A 16,293-nucleotide genomic window follows, 5' to 3' on the forward strand; every position below is an offset into this window, starting at 1 on the left:
CTTTAATTAATTTATTTGTATTTTGAAATATGTTTTATATATTATGCTAATTCTTGTATTAAATTTTTTACAACTTTATTGACTTCGCCTACTATAGAAAGGTCAGCGTTTTCAAATATAGGAGCATCAGGATTTGTATTAATAGCTATTATATACTCAGATCCTTCCATACCAGCTATATGTTGTATCGCTCCTGATATCCCGCATGCGATATATAAGTCAGGTCTTACAGTTTTTCCAGTTTGACCTACTTGACGATTTTTATCAACCCATCCAGCATCAACTACAGCACGCGATGCACTAACTTCAGCTCCTAATATATCAGCTAATTCATATAAGGCATCCAGATTCTCTTTAGATCCTAGACCTCTACCTGCCGATATAAGTATTTTTGCATCTTCAATTTTAACCTGTTTTACATTTTCTTTTATAAAATCCAATACTTGTATACTTTTACCCTCATTAGACAAATCAACTGAGAAATCTTCTATCGTCCCATTTCTAGAAAAGTCTTTTTCTAATTTTTCCATAACACCTGCCTTACAGTGCTCATTTGAGGTCGATGATCTGGACATATTATAGTAGCCATTATATTTCCACCAAATGCTGGTCTTGTCATAAGTAATCCATTACTTTCATCATCTATATCAAGTGACGTACAGTCGGCTGTAAGTCCTGTCTCAATACTTGAACTAACTCTCGGCGCTAAATCTCTACCTATTGTAGTTGCGCCTACTAAAACTATATCCGGATCCTTCTTTTTTATAACTTCACAAAATGCTTTTGTGTAAGTGCTTGTTATATATACATCTAAGTTTTCATCATCAACACAAATAACTTCATCTGCACCGTATTGTATAAGTTCTTCACATAATAGCTTAACATTGTGTCCTAATAATACAGCACATACTTTAGCATCTAATCTATCTGCTAACGCTTTGCCTTTCCCTAATAATTCCAAAGATACATTTTGTACTTCACCGCTTCTTTGTTCTACAAAAACCATTACACTCATTAATCTACCTCCATAATCACTACTTTTTTAAGAGAAAGTTCATTAAATTATATATTACTAACCTTTACTTCCGTTATTATATGTTTTTCTTTGAGAGCATTCATTATTATTGATGCTCCTTCTCTCTCGTCTACATCGTGGACTGTTCCTCTAGCTTTTACTCCCTTAGTAAATGATTTCTTAACCTTTGTAGGAGAACCCTTTAAACCTATTTCTTCTAAACCAACATCAATATCCTTTAATGTCCAAGTTTCAATCAAATCTTTATTCATACAATCGTATATTCTAGAAACTTTCATATATCTTGGTGAATTCATCTCTTGCAGAGTAGTTATAAGAATTGGCATCTTTGCCTTAATAACTTGATATCCATCTTCAAAAGCCCTATTTACTACCACATAATCGCCTTCTACATCTAACTTATCAACATAAGTTATTGATGGTATATCAAGGTGATTTGCTATTTGAGGACCAACTTGTGCAGTATCTCCATCTATTGCTTGCCTACCTGCTATTATTAAATCATAGTCTAATTTTTTAATTGCTCCTGCTATGGTTTTTGAAGTAGCTAATGTGTCTGCTCCTGCAAATGCTCTATCTGTAAGAAGTATCGCTCTATCTGCACCCATAGCTATTGCTTCTTCTAATGCATTTTTAGCTTGAGGAGGTCCCATTGATAGTACAGTAACTGTAGCCCCTATTTTTTCTTTTAACCTTACGGCCTCCTCTATTCCAGCTTTATCATCTGGGTTTATTATACTCGGTACACCATCTCTTATTAATGTCCCAGTTTTTGGGTCTAATCTTACTTCTGTTGTATCTGGTACTTGTTTTACACAAACCAAAATATTCATACGATTCCTCCTGAAAAACTATTTTAATAGATCTGCACTTATAACCATTTTTTGTACTTCGCTTGTTCCTTCATATATCTCTGTTATTTTTGCATCTCTCATCATTCTTTCTACATCGTATTCACGAGTATATCCATATCCTCCGTGAAGTTGAACAGCTTTAGTTGTAACTTCCATTGCAACTTCCCCTGCATAAAGTTTAGCCATCGCAGCTTCTACGCTATATGAATTGCCTTCATCTTTCTTTCTTGCAGCTTCATAGACTAGGTGTCTTGCAGCTTCGATTTTAGTTTTCATATTTGCTAGTTCAAATTGGGTATTTTGGAAAGCAGATATACTTCTTCCAAATTGCTTTCTCCCCTTAACATAATCTACTGTAGTATCTAATGCACCTTGTGCTATACCTAGTGCTTGAGCTGCTATACCTATACGCCCACCATCTAGAGTTTTCATAGCAATTTTAAAACCTTGACCTTCTTTTCCTAACAAATTTTCTTTTGGTATTCTACAATTTTCAAATATAAGTTCACAAGTTGCTGAACCCCTTATACCTAGTTTTTTCTCTTTCTTACCTATACTAAATCCTTCTGTACCTTTTTCAACTATAAACGCTGATATTCCGCGAGTTCCTTTAGATTTATCAGTCATTGCCATAACAACATAAATTTCTGCTGGACCAGCATTCGTTATAAAAATTTTTGTTCCATTTAATATGTAATTATCACCATCTAATACTGCCGTTGTTTGTTGCCCTGCTGCATCTGTTCCTGCATTTGGCTCCGTTAAACCAAATGCACCTAACCTCTCACCTTTAGCTAAAGGTGTTAAGAATTTCTGCTTTTGTTCTTCTGATCCAAATTGATGTATTGGACACGCTCCTAATGAGGTATGAGCAGATACTATCACGCCTGTAGTTCCACAAGCTTTTGAAAGTTCTTCAACTGCCATAGCATACCCCAAATAGTCACCTCCTTCACCACCGTACTCTTTTGGAAAAGGTATTCCCAGCATCCCGCATTTAGCCATTTTTTCAACAGTTTCATACGGGAATCTTTCTTCTTCATCAATTTCATGCGCGATAGGAGCCACTTCGTTTATTGTAAACTCTCTATACATTTGTTTTAATAATTCATATTTTTGCATAAATATCTCCCTTATTTTAAGTAATTATATTTATTAGCATTTTTTTATTATTAAGCTAGTACCTTGACCTCCACCTATACAAAGAGTAGCAAGTCCTAGATGTGCTGTATCTCTTTTTTGCATTTCATGCACCAAAGTAACTAATATTCTACATCCACTAGCTCCTATTGGATGGCCTAGTGCAATTGCCCCTCCATTTACATTTACTTTTTCCATATCAAAGTTTAACCCTTTTTCAACTGATAAAGCTTGAGCTGCAAATGCTTCATTTGCTTCTATTAAATCTATATCATCTAATTTAAGATTTGCTTTTCTTAGAGCTTTTTCTGTGGCTGGTACTGGACCATATCCCATTATAGATGGCTCAACCCCTGCTGACGCATAAGAAACAATACTTGCTAATGGCTTAAGCCTAATTCATCGCATTTCTCCCTGCTCATTAGAATAACCATAGCACTCCCATCATTTATTCCAGATGCATTACCTGCACTAACAGTCCCATCTTTTTTAAATGCAGTTCTTAACTTGGCTAACTTCTCTATTGTTGTATTATGTTTTGGATGTTCATCAGTGTCTACTACTATAGGATCTCCTTTTTTCTGTGGTACTTTAACCTCAACTATTTCATCTTTAAATCTGTTGTTTAATTGAGCATTTTTTGCTTTTTCTTGACTTAAAAGTGCAAATCTATCCTGCTCTTCTTTGCTTATTCCAAATTTTTCCGCTAAGTTCTCGGCAGTTATACCCATATGGTAATTATTAAATGCATCAGTTAATCCATCATTTACTAAAGAATCTACTAATTTATTATCACCTAAGCCATATCCATATCTACCTTTGTTTAATAAATACGGAGCATTACTCATACTTTCACAGCCTCCAGCTAAAACTACATCGCAATCGCCAAGAGCAATAAACTGTGCTGCCATACTTACTGCTCTAAGTCCAGAACCGCAAACTTTATTTATAGCAAGCGCTGGAACCTCTACAGGAATATCGGATTTTATAGCTACTTGTCTAGCTACATTTTGCCCAAGGCCAGCACTCAATACGTTACCTATTAGTACTTCATCTATCATATGTGATTTTATGTTTGCTCTTTTGATAGCTTCCTTAGCTGCTATACTTCCTAATTCTACAGCGCTTACATCTTTAAGTGCACCGCCCAAAGACCCTATAGGCGTTCTTACTGCCGATAGTATAACTATTTCTCTCATAAATAACTCCTCCTTGTAAAATCAATATTGTTTCATACACATACTGAACTCTTCAAATACAGTTATTTAGTTAACTAGGACTTCATTTAATTGTTTATATAATTTGGATTTTTGTTTCATAAGTTTATCAACGTTAGATACTTGTAATAAATTCTTTTAATTACTTAACTTATGCTAGAATTGAATGTTAGATTTTGAATAAACAATTTGTAAAGAATAATATAATACATTACTTTTTCTAAATTGATAATTGTTTTTTCATAATAGCTATTACCTGATGTTAAGATTTAGTTCAGTTTGTTATAGCAATTGAGGTTACAAATTGATGTGTAAGCATTTCAATTTTCATATGATATTTTCTGTATCATATTTTAATGCTCTAAGTATATATTAATGTAAAAACAACGTTATTGTCTAAGTCGTATTTGTTATATGATATATAAGTAAAAGCTATATGTGAGAAATATATAGCTTGAATATAAAATAAGCGTAAATGTCTCGCAACTTAAATATCGTTTTTAATGCAAAAAAGTAGTTAGTTGAACACTCAGAGTTTATTCCGTAAACTCTGAGTGTTCAACTATTTCTGGAAAGAATCTATTTCATAAAACAATTTATGTATTTTTATTTTTAAAGAAATCAATTATAAAATTGAATACGTGTTGATTTACATGGCTATAACGATCTTTCTTGGGTCTACATAATAATACTTTCCAAGTTATAGGATCATTAAATGATCTTTCTACAATCTGATCATTTTTAAAGAAGTCATGCACTGGCGATGGTAAAATAGTTATAAATTCAGAATTTGTAGTTGATTGCAGTAGGAAATCCCACGAGCCTGACATGATATACCTTTTTAGTTTCACATTTTCATCCGTAAATTTCTGCATTAATTTATGATGTATCATAAATGTTGGATCAAATATTGCAAGCAATTCTTCGTTTAAGTCTTTCCAATCTATATTGTTATTTCTAGCAAGTGGATGATTGACATTTAAAAATGCAGTAAGCTCGTCTTCTTGAAGTATATGTTCTGTAATTACACTTTTATCAATTCCGGTTGGTTGTAGGAGCACCACATAGTCTAATTCCCGTAAAATAAGCATACTATTTAACTCATGTGCCCCCTTCTCTACAATATCGAACTCTATATCTGGATTATTTGCAACAAGTTGTGCAACTACATCTGAAAACACTATTCCAAGTATTAATGGTGGTATTCCTATTCTTACTTTACCTTTGAATTTAACAGAATCCTCCCTCAAATCCTCCATCATATTTTCATACTCATTTAAGATATTTTCTGCATTAATATAAAATCTCTCTCCTGCTGGTGTTAGGTCATTTAATCTTCCCTTATACCTGTCAAATAAATATACATCTTCAGTCTCTTCAAAATTTTTTATTATCTGACTTAGATATGGTTGTGATATGTGTAATTCATTTGATGCTAATGAAAGATTTAAATCACATTTTACTATCTCAACAAAATATTTTAGATGCTTTATATCCACATAGGTCTCCTCTCTTGTAAGTATTCCTTATCAATCTTATCTATTTCTATTTATTATAATCATAGAATCCTATTTTAGTTTTTCTTCCTAGTTGATTTGCTCTAACCATTTTGGTCAAAAGTTGATGTGGTCTGTATTTAGTATCTCCAAATTCAGTATATAAAACGTTCATTATAGCCAAAACAACATCTAATCCTATTAAATCACCTAACGCTAGAGGTCCCATAGGATGGTTTGCACCTAACTTCATTGCTTCATCTATTTCCTCTTTATTTGCAACACCATCTGCATATATACCGATAGCTTCGTTTATCATTGGTATAAGTATTCTATTTACTACAAATCCAGGAGATTCAGATACATTAACTGGAACCTTATTGATACTCTTAGATAATTCAAATACTGTATCAAAAGTTACTTTTGATGTTAATTGACCACTTATAATTTCAACCAAATCCATCATAGGAACTGGATTAAAGAAATGCATCCCAATAACCTTATTTGGTCTTTTAGTTGCAGAAGCTATTTCTGTTATAGATAATGACGAAGTATTAGTCGCTAAAATAGTTTTCGAATGGCATAATTCATCCAATAATTTAAAAATATCTTTTTTAGTATTCATATCCTCTACAGATGCTTCTATTATTAAGTCCATATCTTTTAAATCTTCATAGTCAATAGTTGTGCTAACATGACCTAATATTTCTTCTTTTTTTGCATCGTCTATTTTTTCTTTTGAAACTAATCTTGATAAATTTTTATTTAATAAAGCCAAACATTCGTCTATAGATTCTTTACTTCTACTCTTTAAACAAATATCCTGGCCACAACTTGCTATAGTTTGTATAATTCCACTACCCATAGTTCCACTTCCAATTACTGCTAATTTCATAGATATACCTCCTGTTATTTTAGTATTTGTAAACTATTAAATTAAACAGTTTATTTAATATAGTTAATAGTTAATATATTCAATTTAATAGTTTCATTATCCTTTTATAAACTTAGCGTCTCTCTTTTCAACAAAAGCCGACATACCTTCTTTTTGGTCTTTAGTCGAAAAACAGAGCCCAAATAAATTAGTCTCTATATCTATTCCGGTATCTATATCAGTTTGATAACCAAGTTTTATAGCTTCCTTAGAGTATCTGACTGCAAGTTGGGCATTTTTTGCTATTGCTTTAGCTAATTTTTCAACTTCTTCTAATAAAACTTCTGGCTCAACAACTTTATTTACTAAACCTAATGTTTCAGCTTCATCTGCTTTAATAATTCGCCCTGTAAAGATTAACTCTTTTGCTTTTGCCATACCAACCAATCTTGATAGCCTTTGAGTTCCACCGAACCCTGGTATTACACCAAGAGTTACTTCTGGTTGACCAAATACAGCTTTAGTAGAAGCTATTCTTATATCACATGCCATTGCTATCTCACATCCCCCGCCTAAAGCAAATCCATTTACAGCGGCTATTACAATTTTCTTACTATCTTCAATTTCTTTAAAAGCCTTGCCTGCAAGTCTACTGAAATCTTTAGCAGATAAAGAATTTAAGTCTTTCATATCTGCAATATCAGCTCCAGCTACAAATGCTTTTCCTTCACCTGTTAACACTACTACATCAATATCTTCATCATCATTGATGTCTACAAACACTTCATAAAGTTCTTTTAAGGTTTTTGTATTTATCGCATTAAGTACTTGGGGTCTATTCACTTTCACTGTACATATACTACCATTTAATTCTACAGCTAAATTCTCATAAACTTTAACATCATTTATTATCATAATATCCTCCTTTATTAAAACGATTTATTACTGCGTACCTGGTTTAATAAACTTTCCTTAACCAAGGACACAAACTTAGATAATTCTTCAAAGACCATTATGTACCTACAGAGTCCCCATCTACTCTGTGTAATTATATGTTATTTGCGCATAAATAATTTTATATTTATACCGTATATTTATGATGATAGCACTCAAATTATAAATTGCAACAATTTATCGTTATTTTTTTCACCTATTTTTTTCTACAATTTTATAAAATCTAATATAATTTAAAATAAGATCATAAGTCTATTTATTAAAATAAATAGCAATAATTATAAGGTTTATATTTCGATAACTATTCTAATATTTGATCTATTTTGCCTTTTATACTTACCATATTATACAAGTTGAATATGATAACCAGTAAGTTAAATTAAAAGTCCCCATCTATATCACTTTTAAGAAATATAGATGGGGACTCTTAATCTTAGTTATTTCTAAAAATAAAAAAGGATAATAGGTAATTTTCATAAAAAAAGAACCAATAAACTTATTAGTTCTCTTAAATAAACCTTATCTACTTAACACGTTTAAGTTTTTCTACATCTTCTTTTACATGTTTCAAACCTTCTATATCGTCTTGATTCCATAATGTTATAGTTTTGATTCGATTTAATTGCTTAGCAATTTCATCAGACCCTTCATAAACGGCTTTAAAATTTTCTTGTATTGTTTCTTCAAGTTCATCAAGTCTATTTACTATACTTTTCTGCCCATCTAATATATCTTTTTTCATACTATCTAAATAATCTCTTAATTCTTGATCCAAAATTTATATCCCCCTTCATATATTTCTTATAAATATATTATAGTATTTTTAAGACTTAAATACTAGTTCTCTAATCCTTTAAATATATTATATATTTGCATTTTTTACACTCTTTATTATTTTCATCAATAGTGTCTCTTATATACTAAGATTCTTAGCTTGTACATTTTAAGATAAAGAGGCCATTAAAGCACCTCTTTTTTATAGATATACTCCTTCATCAGCTCTATTCATTACTATTTCAGCACATATCTTTCTTACTTCTTCATTTGCTTTGATTCTATCTTCATCACATGTATATTTCGGTAGTATAATGTATCCAGTACTACCCCCTCGTTTTATTAATTTATCAACTACCTTTTCACCCTGTATTACATTTGCATCAGTTGGGACAACTTTATTTACATTTTTCATAAGAGTCCACCCCCCTAAATAGGTATATGTCTAATAAAATTTGTCCTATTCCTTTTGTGTATAAAGAGACTTATCTTTATTGGAAATAAGCCATTTTCAAATCATATCATTACCATTTTTATAGTCAATACATAATAAAATAGCCTTAAAACGAATATATATACTGTATAAGGAGGTATTAGTATGAATGTGGCAATATACCTACGTAAATCACGAGCTGATTTAGAAGCTGAGAAAAATGGCGAATTCGAGACATTAAAAAGGCATAAATCCTCACTTCTGAAATTAGCCAAGAAGGAAAAATATAATATTGTTGAAATCAAAGAAGAGCTAGTAAGTGGTGAATCTATAATACATAGACCAAGGATGATTGAATTACTACAAGAGGTAGAAAATGAAAAGTACGATGCTGTATTAGTAATGGATATTGACCGTTTAGGTCGTGGTGGTATGAAAGACCAAGGTGTTATATTAGAAACCTTTAAAAATAGTAATACAAAGATTATAACTCCACAAAAAATATACGATTTAGAAAATGATTTAGATGAACAATATACTGAATTAGAATCATTTATTGCTAGACAAGAATTAAAAATGATAAAGAAAAGATTAGAACGAGGTCGTAAAAAAAGCATTGAAGAAGGAAAATTTATATTTGGTACTGCACCTATTGGATACGACATTGCAAAAAACGATAAGAAAGAAAAAATACTTATAAAAAATGATAAAGCTTACATAATTAAATTAATCTATGATTTATATATCAATGAGGACATGGGAATTTATAAAATAGCAAATCATTTAAACAATAAAGGTTTAAGCCCTATAAAAATAGATAAATGGACACCTTCTACGATAAACAGAATTATACAGAACAAGGCTTATTGTGGATATATTATGTATAGTAAAATAATAAACACTAAAAAATATAATGAAAATGGTAATGAAATTAGAGTTAAAAACTCCGATGAAAATGTACTCTGCTATGAAGGTAAACATGAACCAATAATAGATATTGAAACTTGGGAAAAAGCACAAAAAATCAGAGAAAACCGTATAAAAAGCTTACATTTTGGCGGACGTCATGCACTTCAAAATCCATTTGCCGGCATATTAAAATGCAAAACTTGCAATCATGCAATGCAAAGAAAGGTTAAAGATGAAGATAGAACATATCTATGGTGTAAACACAGTTGTGGTAATCTTTCTATTAGGATCAGTTATTTAGAAAAATTATTATTAGAGTTTTTAGAAGATACTTTAAACAACTATCAAGTTATGGTTAGAAAAGAAGATATTAAAAATAAAACTGTTGATGATAAAAAGATACTAGATGAAAAATTAATAAAAAAATTAAAATCTGAATTAAATGAATTAGAAAAACAAAAAACTAGCTTATTCAATTTTCTTGAAAGAGGAATTTATGATGAAGATACTTTTTTAGATCGTTCAGAATATATAAAAGATAAAATTGAACATATAAATAAGAATCTAAAAAATCTAAACTCTAACTTAAAAAATTATCAGGAAAATGATTACAGCAAAGTTGTATTAAAATTAAGAAATGTATTAGAATATTATGATTTAGCTAAAACTCCTAAAGAGAAAAATAAATTGTTAAAAAGTATAATTGATGAAGTCTATTATTATAAAGATGAAACTCATAAAACAGATGAGTGTAACTTAGAGATAAAATTAAAAGTATACTAGTATTTTATAGGGCACTCCAAAGATGGCTTTAGCGACGCGGCTCTAACACCTACATCAAGATACAATTTCGCAAGAGAAGTAAATGCTTTAATAAATGAATACGATCTAGATGGAATAGATATAGACTGGGAATATCCTGGTACTAGTGCTGCCGGAATAAAATCTAGACCGCAAGACAGAGAAAATTTCACGCTATTACTTACGGCAATAAGAGACGTTATAGGTCGAAACAAGTGGCTAAGCGTTGCCGGTTCTGGAGATAGTGCATATATAAACAACAGTGCTGAAATAGAAAAAATAGCCCCTATAATTGACTACTTCAACTTAATGAGCTACGATTTTACTGCTGGTGAATCTGGCGCCAACGCTAGGAAACACCACGCAAACCTATATCCATCAGATCTATCTTTAGCTGGCTACAGTGTGGATTCGATGGTAGATAACCTAATAAATGCAGGGATGCCTCCTGAAAAAATATTATTAGGAGTTCCTTTCTATGGTAGATTAGGATCTTCTTTAACTAGATCCTACGATCAACTTAGAAGAGATTATATAAATAAAAACGGTTATCAATATAGATTCGATCAAGAAGCACTTGTTCCGTATTTAACTCAAGATGGAGAATTTGCAATGTCGTTTGAAGATTCTTTATCAATATTTTTGAAAACACAATACGTCCTTACTAGGTGTCTAGGAGGAATTTTCTCGTGGACTTCTACTTACGATCAAGCAAATATTTTAGCTAATACAATGTATCAAGGAATAAATGATCCTGAGAGTTTAAGAGCAGAACTCGAAGGTGTCTATGGTATATTCACCTAGAATATAACTTAATTATATAAAATTTATATCTAAAATAGCTGTAATTTAGGGGCTGTCTCATGAGTATTAGTTTTGAGTTAGCCCCTATTTAAATATAAGTTATTTTTAATTTCATCAACTTTTTTCAACATTTTTTTTAAATTTTCATTTATATCATTATTTTTTTGTCCTTTATGATTTTCATAACCCAATTCTTTATTAACATTATAAACAGAATCTATCGGATCTACACTTACATCTATTGTTGCAGACATAATTTTCCAAGTATCATCTAATTTAGAGAGATAAATTACATAATCATTACCAGCTCCAGCATCATTTACTATCTCTCCCTTTGAATCATAAGAAAAAATCTCTAATACATACACATTAACTTTAACAGTATCTTTATATTTTGTTATACTTTCAAAATCAAACTCAAACTTTCCTTCAAATGGCTTATAACCATTGATATCATTATTTGTTTTCTTTAAATCATTTCTAGCTATTAAATATTGCTTAAATTCATCAGAAGCTACTGTTGAAAAATTATTTTTCCCCCCATTAAAGTTATAATCTTCTTTAACAAAAACCTCTACTACATCTTTAATAGATTTTTTATCATTTACACTTAGATATTTTTTACTTTTATCGTTTACGATATATGCAATTCCAATAATAATTACAATAAGAGAAAAAAATAAAATTATTCTTTTTAACAAAATAGACATACTCTTTACTCCCCTAATAAAAATATAAGGAGTAGTAATTACTACTCCTTCTTAAGCTCTTTTACTTTTACATTTTATTTATCGATTGATTGTTTAGCAAGTCTATCTGCCTCATCATTGTACTTATTGCCACTGTGTGCTTTAACTTTTACAAATTTAACATTTAAATTATCTTTAATGCTATCGTAGTATTTTTTGTAATTGATAGTTCCTACTTTATTTGTCTTCCAAGCTCCTATACACCACTTCTCTATTCCCTCGTAGTCAAAGTACAGTATCAAGTTTTTTAAACCGTTTTCTATACAGTAATTCATAGCTATTTTTGAAGCCTCTATTTCACCTGCTACATTTCTCATATCTACTAAATCTTTATCGTTACCTTTTACACTAAAAGATGTTATTTCTACATCACCTTTTAGTATAACTACACCTGATCCGTACAATTTAATAGAGTGCTCATAACTTCCATCTACATAAGCTTCAACTGTATTTTCATCTATTTCAAATTTTTTCAAATCGCTTCCATATACGTAATCTTTAGCCTCTTCTAATGTCTTAAAGCTCTTGTATTCAGCTCCTTTAAAACCATTTACCTGTTTCTTACACTCATCCCAAGTATTAAATACCCCCGTTTTTTTACCGTTTCTAACGGCATAAACCTTTTTATTTGACAAGAATACGACCTCCAAATATTTTATTATAATTACTTATCTCCTAAAAAATTATAGTTTATGTTGTGTTAAAAGTAAAATTAAATTTTAAAGTTATCTATGAATAATTTTAACCTCAATAATCAAAACTATAACTAATAAATATGTACATTTTATAAGAGGTGATTTTGTGAAGGAGATAAATTATAAGAAATATATTTTCCTTGGGCTATTTGGATTAATTATTTGCGGAATGGTTTTTTTAGATTCTAGTTTTTTAAGCAAGACCAAAACGCAAATATCCGATTTAAGTACTACAGAGTACAATTGGTACTTTAACCCGAGAGAAGATGGTAAACAGCCAACACCGATTAAAGAGGCTGAATTTTTAAGAAATACGACTCATATTACGTAGGTAAAAATAATGAAAAAGTTCTTTATCTATCCTTTGATGCCGGTTATGAAAGCGGAAACACAGAAAAAATACTTGATACGCTAAAGAAACACAATGCCAAAGCTCAATTTTTCGTAGTTGAGAGTTACATTGAAAAAAATCCCGAAATAATTAAAAGAATGGTTAAAGAAGGTCATCTAGTTTGCAATCACTCTAAAACTCACCCTTCTATGGCTGGTATAACAGATTTCGAAAAATTTAAAGAAGAGATTACCAGCGTTGAGAAAGCTTATAAAAAAGTTACTGGTAAGGTTATGCCAAAGTACTTTAGACCTCCGATGGGTAAATTTAGTGAACGTTCACTTAAATACACTCAAGATCTCGGATATAAATCTATTTTTTGGAGCTTTGCATATGTAGATTGGTATGAAGATAATCAACCTACTCATGAATTTGCAAAAGAAAAGATTTATTCAAGGACTCATCCCGGCGCAATAGTTTTACTTCATCCTAATTCTAAAACTAATACGGAGATTCTTGATGAGGTCATCACACATTGGGAAAAAGAAGGTTACAAATTAAAAACTTTAGATAATTTATCTAAAAACTAGTAAATAAAGAAGGCTTAAAAGCCTTCTTTATTTATTTCTAATACCTTTCAAGATATGATTAAATTAAAATATATTTAATTCTGGACAATTTCCAAGAAAGATTTAAAAATAAATATATTTAGCTTTAAAAGATATCTTTCGAATAAATTAAAATATAAATACTTTTAACAACTACCAAATTATTTATAAAAGCTTTTGAACTGGTACTTGAATCTCTGTTATAAATTCTCCTTCTTCTCCCGTTTCATGAATATCAATCTTATATATTTCAATTGCACTTCCTATAATTTTGCAATCATTCTCTTTTACAAACTTGTAAATTTTATCTATACATTCTTTATTATTTGTATAATTTCCAGTGTAGTTAAGTGTTGCGTAATAACCTTCTTCGAACACTATATCATAGGCATCTTCTCTATCTTCTAAAAAACATATTGCCGATTTGAATTCGTTATAGATATTACTTGCTATTGAGCCGTCAGAAAATATTGCTCCTAAATTATTATTTCCAATTATATCGAATTTTCCCTCATGCTCTTTTCGTAGTTTCTGAATTAGGATATCAAAGTCTTCATCTTTTTTTATGTCTGCATTTAGTATAAATGCCTTCCTGTTTTTAATATACTTTACTTCTACATTTTCTGTTACTACATTTCCAAGTGCATTTTCTATTGATATTAATCTCTTTTTTATATTTTTTTTATGCTTTATTAATTCATCTAATTTTTGGTCTATTAATCCTAATTCTTCATTTAAAATCTGTTTTGTAGAATCTATCGTTCTGTCATCTAAGTACTCTTTTACTCTTTTCATAGGAAAATCTAATAGCCTAAATTCCTTTATCATATTAAGTTTCCATATATCTGACAAGCTGTACATTCTATAACCATTTGTATCTCTTAGAGGTTTTAGTATCCCGATCTCTTCGTAGTACATTAATGAGTCTCTTCCTATATTATATATCTTTGAAATTTCACCAATCTTATAGTACTCTTTCATATTTTCTCCTCATTTATATTTTATAAAAGCATTTTACAACTATACTTGAATTAAATTTGAAATTTATTTGAAAATTCCATTGACCTTGGTATTATACCATAGTTTATTATCTAATATAGCTATAAGATGTATTATCTCAATTTTACGTTAAATTAATTAGCACAAGGAGTGATAATATGGACTCAAATATTTTGTCAAATGAAAATATTAGTCTTAAGAAAAAATTTATAAGGTATCTCGGACCATCTGTGGTATCAATGTGGGTGTTTTCACTCTACACTATGGTCGATGGTATCTTCGTAAGCAAAGGAGTTGGAGAACTGGCACTGGCATCTGTAAATATTTCTATGCCTTTTATAAACTTTATTTTTGCAGTCTCCCTTCTCTTCTCTACAGGAGCATCTACTGTCATAGCAGTTTTACTCGGTAAAAAGATATAAAGCCTGCTAATGAAGTGTTTACTTTTAATATAGTCTTTATAACAGCTCTCTCGGCAATTATTCTTATATTAGCATATTTTAATCTCGACAGGCTTGCTATGTTTTTAGGTGCAACAGATTCTACTGTAGATATGGTCAAAGACTACCTTGGAATTGTAATGTTTTTCAATGGATTTTTTATAGTATCTTATTCTTTAGAGGTTATTATTAAAACAGATGGTTTTCCAATACTAGCAACTGTTGGAGTTGTTATTTCGGCCATTACAAATATAATCTTAGATTATTTCTTCGTACTGGAATTTGGATGGGGTGTTAAAGGAGCTGCATATGCAACTGGTATATCACAAGTCATGGCTACTGCTTTCTTTTTAGTTCACTTTTTCAGAAAAAATTCTACTTTAAATTTTACTAGATTTAAAGTCGATTTTAAAGCTATTGGTAAAATAGCAGCTATAGGATTTCCAGATTCTTTAACTGAGCTAAGTGCTGGAGTAGTAATTCTTTTATTTAATTTAAATATCCAAAGATATATCGGCGAGTCTGGCTTAATATACTACAGCGTCATAAATTACATAAATATACTTGTACTTATGACGATGATCGGTATCGCTCAAGGTATGCAACCACTTTCAAGCTACTATTTTGGAGCCAAAAATTTCAAAAATGTAAAGACGCTGTTTAAGATGGGATCAAAGTCTATAATCACAGCATCCGTAGTAGTATTTTTAGCTTGTATAGTCTTTAGTGAACCTATAGTATCTCTATTTATACATCGAAGTGAAACTGCTCTATTTAATGAAGCTGTTAGAGTATTTAGGATATACTCGGTATCATTCTTATTTTTAGGAGTGAATGTCATAGTATCCGCTTTCTTCGTTTCAGTTGAAAGCCCACTTATATCAACTATAATATCTCTTGGTAGAGGATTGGTAATAGTAACCGTATCTCTATTTACGATGATATTCTTATTCGGAGGAGAGGGAATCTGGTATTCAACAATAGTTTCTGAATTTATTTGTATGATAATATCATTAATTCTTTTAAAGAGAAACTATAAACTTATAAGTGTACCTGAAACAGAATATAATTAGAACTTTATAATTAAAACTGATAAAAAGTTTGAACAACAGTAAAATAACTGTTGTTCAAACTTTTTTATACTACTTATACACAATATTTTTTATATAAATCAATTCA

16 protein-coding genes and 2 pseudogenes are annotated in these 16,293 nt (G+C 30.3%); 6 read left to right on the top strand and 12 right to left on the bottom strand.

The window, feature by feature from the left end; genetic code table 11:
- Positions 1-41: 41 nt before the first annotated feature.
- From T473_RS19965 to T473_RS0103080, 9 genes and pseudogenes are all read right to left on the bottom strand, one after another.
- Positions 42-1,015: pseudogene (locus T473_RS19965) on the bottom strand (electron transfer flavoprotein subunit alpha/FixB family protein).
- Between the two features lie 47 nt (positions 1,016-1,062).
- The gene (locus tag T473_RS0103045) at positions 1,063-1,869 is read right to left on the bottom strand and encodes an electron transfer flavoprotein subunit beta/FixA family protein (RefSeq protein ID WP_024620576.1); all 807 of its coding nucleotides are present in this window, start codon (positions 1,867-1,869) and stop codon (positions 1,063-1,065) included.
- 18 nt (positions 1,870-1,887) lie between these two features.
- A complete protein-coding gene (locus T473_RS0103050) occupies positions 1,888-3,012 on the bottom strand; it encodes an acyl-CoA dehydrogenase (protein WP_024620577.1) in 1,125 nt (374 codons plus the stop codon).
- A gap of 33 nt (positions 3,013-3,045) precedes the next feature.
- Positions 3,046-4,229 (bottom strand): annotated as a pseudogene (locus T473_RS16060) (acetyl-CoA C-acetyltransferase).
- A 614-nt stretch (positions 4,230-4,843) separates the two neighbouring features.
- Positions 4,844-5,746 carry a LysR family transcriptional regulator gene (locus T473_RS0103060; protein ID WP_024620578.1) on the bottom strand — a complete coding sequence of 301 codons (903 nt, stop codon included), beginning with the start codon at positions 5,744-5,746 and terminating at the stop codon, positions 4,844-4,846.
- Positions 5,747-5,792: 46 nt separating this feature from the next.
- Positions 5,793-6,638, bottom strand: coding sequence for a 3-hydroxybutyryl-CoA dehydrogenase (locus T473_RS0103065; protein ID WP_024620579.1), 846 nt, complete (start codon positions 6,636-6,638; stop codon positions 5,793-5,795).
- A gap of 96 nt (positions 6,639-6,734) precedes the next feature.
- Complete coding sequence (locus T473_RS0103070; RefSeq protein ID WP_024620580.1) at positions 6,735-7,532, bottom strand: enoyl-CoA hydratase-related protein; 798 nt, start codon at positions 7,530-7,532, stop codon at positions 6,735-6,737.
- 562 nt (positions 7,533-8,094) lie between these two features.
- Positions 8,095-8,346, bottom strand: coding sequence for a hypothetical protein (locus T473_RS0103075; protein WP_024620581.1), 252 nt, complete (start codon positions 8,344-8,346; stop codon positions 8,095-8,097).
- 201 nt (positions 8,347-8,547) lie between these two features.
- Positions 8,548-8,760, bottom strand: a complete 213-nt coding sequence (locus T473_RS0103080; protein WP_024620582.1) for a hypothetical protein — start codon at positions 8,758-8,760, stop codon at positions 8,548-8,550.
- 183 nt (positions 8,761-8,943) lie between these two features.
- Between T473_RS0103080 and T473_RS0103085 the strand changes: the two genes are divergently transcribed.
- Positions 8,944-10,470, top strand: a complete 1,527-nt coding sequence (locus T473_RS0103085) for a recombinase family protein (protein ID WP_024620583.1) — start codon at positions 8,944-8,946, stop codon at positions 10,468-10,470.
- Between the two features lie 6 nt (positions 10,471-10,476).
- Complete coding sequence (locus tag T473_RS0103090) at positions 10,477-11,292, top strand: glycoside hydrolase family 18 protein (protein ID WP_242825850.1); 816 nt, start codon at positions 10,477-10,479, stop codon at positions 11,290-11,292.
- Positions 11,293-11,369: 77 nt separating this feature from the next.
- Here the strand turns inward: T473_RS0103090 and T473_RS0103095 are convergent, their stop codons facing one another.
- Together T473_RS0103095 and T473_RS0103100 are read right to left on the bottom strand one after the other, a co-directional pair.
- Positions 11,370-12,002 (bottom strand): hypothetical protein, encoded by a 633-nt coding sequence (locus tag T473_RS0103095; RefSeq protein ID WP_024620585.1) that lies wholly within the window; start codon positions 12,000-12,002, stop codon positions 11,370-11,372.
- A gap of 74 nt (positions 12,003-12,076) precedes the next feature.
- Positions 12,077-12,676 carry a ribonuclease H1 domain-containing protein gene (locus T473_RS0103100; RefSeq protein ID WP_024620586.1) on the bottom strand — a complete coding sequence of 200 codons (600 nt, stop codon included), beginning with the start codon at positions 12,674-12,676 and terminating at the stop codon, positions 12,077-12,079.
- 166 nt (positions 12,677-12,842) lie between these two features.
- On the opposite strand from T473_RS0103100, the gene T473_RS19580 reads away from it, so the two are divergent.
- Both T473_RS19580 and pdaA read left to right on the top strand, forming a co-directional pair.
- Complete coding sequence (locus tag T473_RS19580) at positions 12,843-13,067, top strand: hypothetical protein (protein ID WP_330369346.1); 225 nt, start codon at positions 12,843-12,845, stop codon at positions 13,065-13,067.
- On the top strand, positions 13,037-13,657 hold the full coding sequence (gene pdaA / locus T473_RS16065; protein WP_330369358.1) for a delta-lactam-biosynthetic de-N-acetylase: 621 nt from the start codon (positions 13,037-13,039) through the stop codon (positions 13,655-13,657). The genes T473_RS19580 and pdaA overlap by 31 nt, the downstream gene beginning before the upstream one ends.
- A 183-nt stretch (positions 13,658-13,840) precedes the next feature.
- On the opposite strand, the gene T473_RS0103110 is transcribed toward pdaA, so the two are convergent.
- On the bottom strand, positions 13,841-14,656 hold the full coding sequence (locus tag T473_RS0103110; protein WP_024620587.1) for a MerR family transcriptional regulator: 816 nt from the start codon (positions 14,654-14,656) through the stop codon (positions 13,841-13,843).
- Positions 14,657-14,832: 176 nt separating this feature from the next.
- On the opposite strand from T473_RS0103110, the gene T473_RS19585 reads away from it, so the two are divergent.
- The gene (locus tag T473_RS19585; protein ID WP_330369347.1) at positions 14,833-15,096 is read left to right on the top strand and encodes an MATE family efflux transporter; all 264 of its coding nucleotides are present in this window, start codon (positions 14,833-14,835) and stop codon (positions 15,094-15,096) included.
- Positions 15,097-15,110: 14 nt separating this feature from the next.
- A complete protein-coding gene (locus tag T473_RS16070) occupies positions 15,111-16,187 on the top strand; it encodes an MATE family efflux transporter (RefSeq protein ID WP_334291439.1) in 1,077 nt (358 codons plus the stop codon).
- The last annotated feature ends 106 nt before the right edge of the window (positions 16,188-16,293 follow it).

It is taken from the genome of Clostridioides mangenotii TR (assembly GCF_000498755.1).
Lineage (GTDB): Bacteria > Bacillota > Clostridia > Peptostreptococcales > Peptostreptococcaceae > Metaclostridioides > Metaclostridioides mangenotii_A.

Excerpts from the sequence above, each read along its gene's own strand:
- T473_RS0103110 (WP_024620587.1), bottom strand. The coding sequence starts at position 14,656 with ATGAAAGAGTACTATAAGATTGGTGAAATTTCAAAGATATATAATATA.
- T473_RS19585 (WP_330369347.1), top strand. The coding sequence starts at position 14,833 with ATGGACTCAAATATTTTGTCAAATGAAAATATTAGTCTTAAGAAAAAA.
- T473_RS0103080 (WP_024620582.1), bottom strand. The coding sequence starts at position 8,760 with ATGAAAAATGTAAATAAAGTTGTCCCAACTGATGCAAATGTAATACAG.
- T473_RS0103065 (WP_024620579.1), bottom strand. The coding sequence starts at position 6,638 with ATGAAATTAGCAGTAATTGGAAGTGGAACTATGGGTAGTGGAATTATA.
- T473_RS0103070 (WP_024620580.1), bottom strand. The coding sequence starts at position 7,532 with ATGATAATAAATGATGTTAAAGTTTATGAGAATTTAGCTGTAGAATTA.
- T473_RS0103045 (WP_024620576.1), bottom strand. The coding sequence starts at position 1,869 with ATGAATATTTTGGTTTGTGTAAAACAAGTACCAGATACAACAGAAGTA.
- T473_RS0103095 (WP_024620585.1), bottom strand. The coding sequence starts at position 12,002 with ATGTCTATTTTGTTAAAAAGAATAATTTTATTTTTTTCTCTTATTGTA.
- T473_RS0103050 (WP_024620577.1), bottom strand. The coding sequence starts at position 3,012 with ATGCAAAAATATGAATTATTAAAACAAATGTATAGAGAGTTTACAATA.
- T473_RS0103085 (WP_024620583.1), top strand. The coding sequence starts at position 8,944 with ATGAATGTGGCAATATACCTACGTAAATCACGAGCTGATTTAGAAGCT.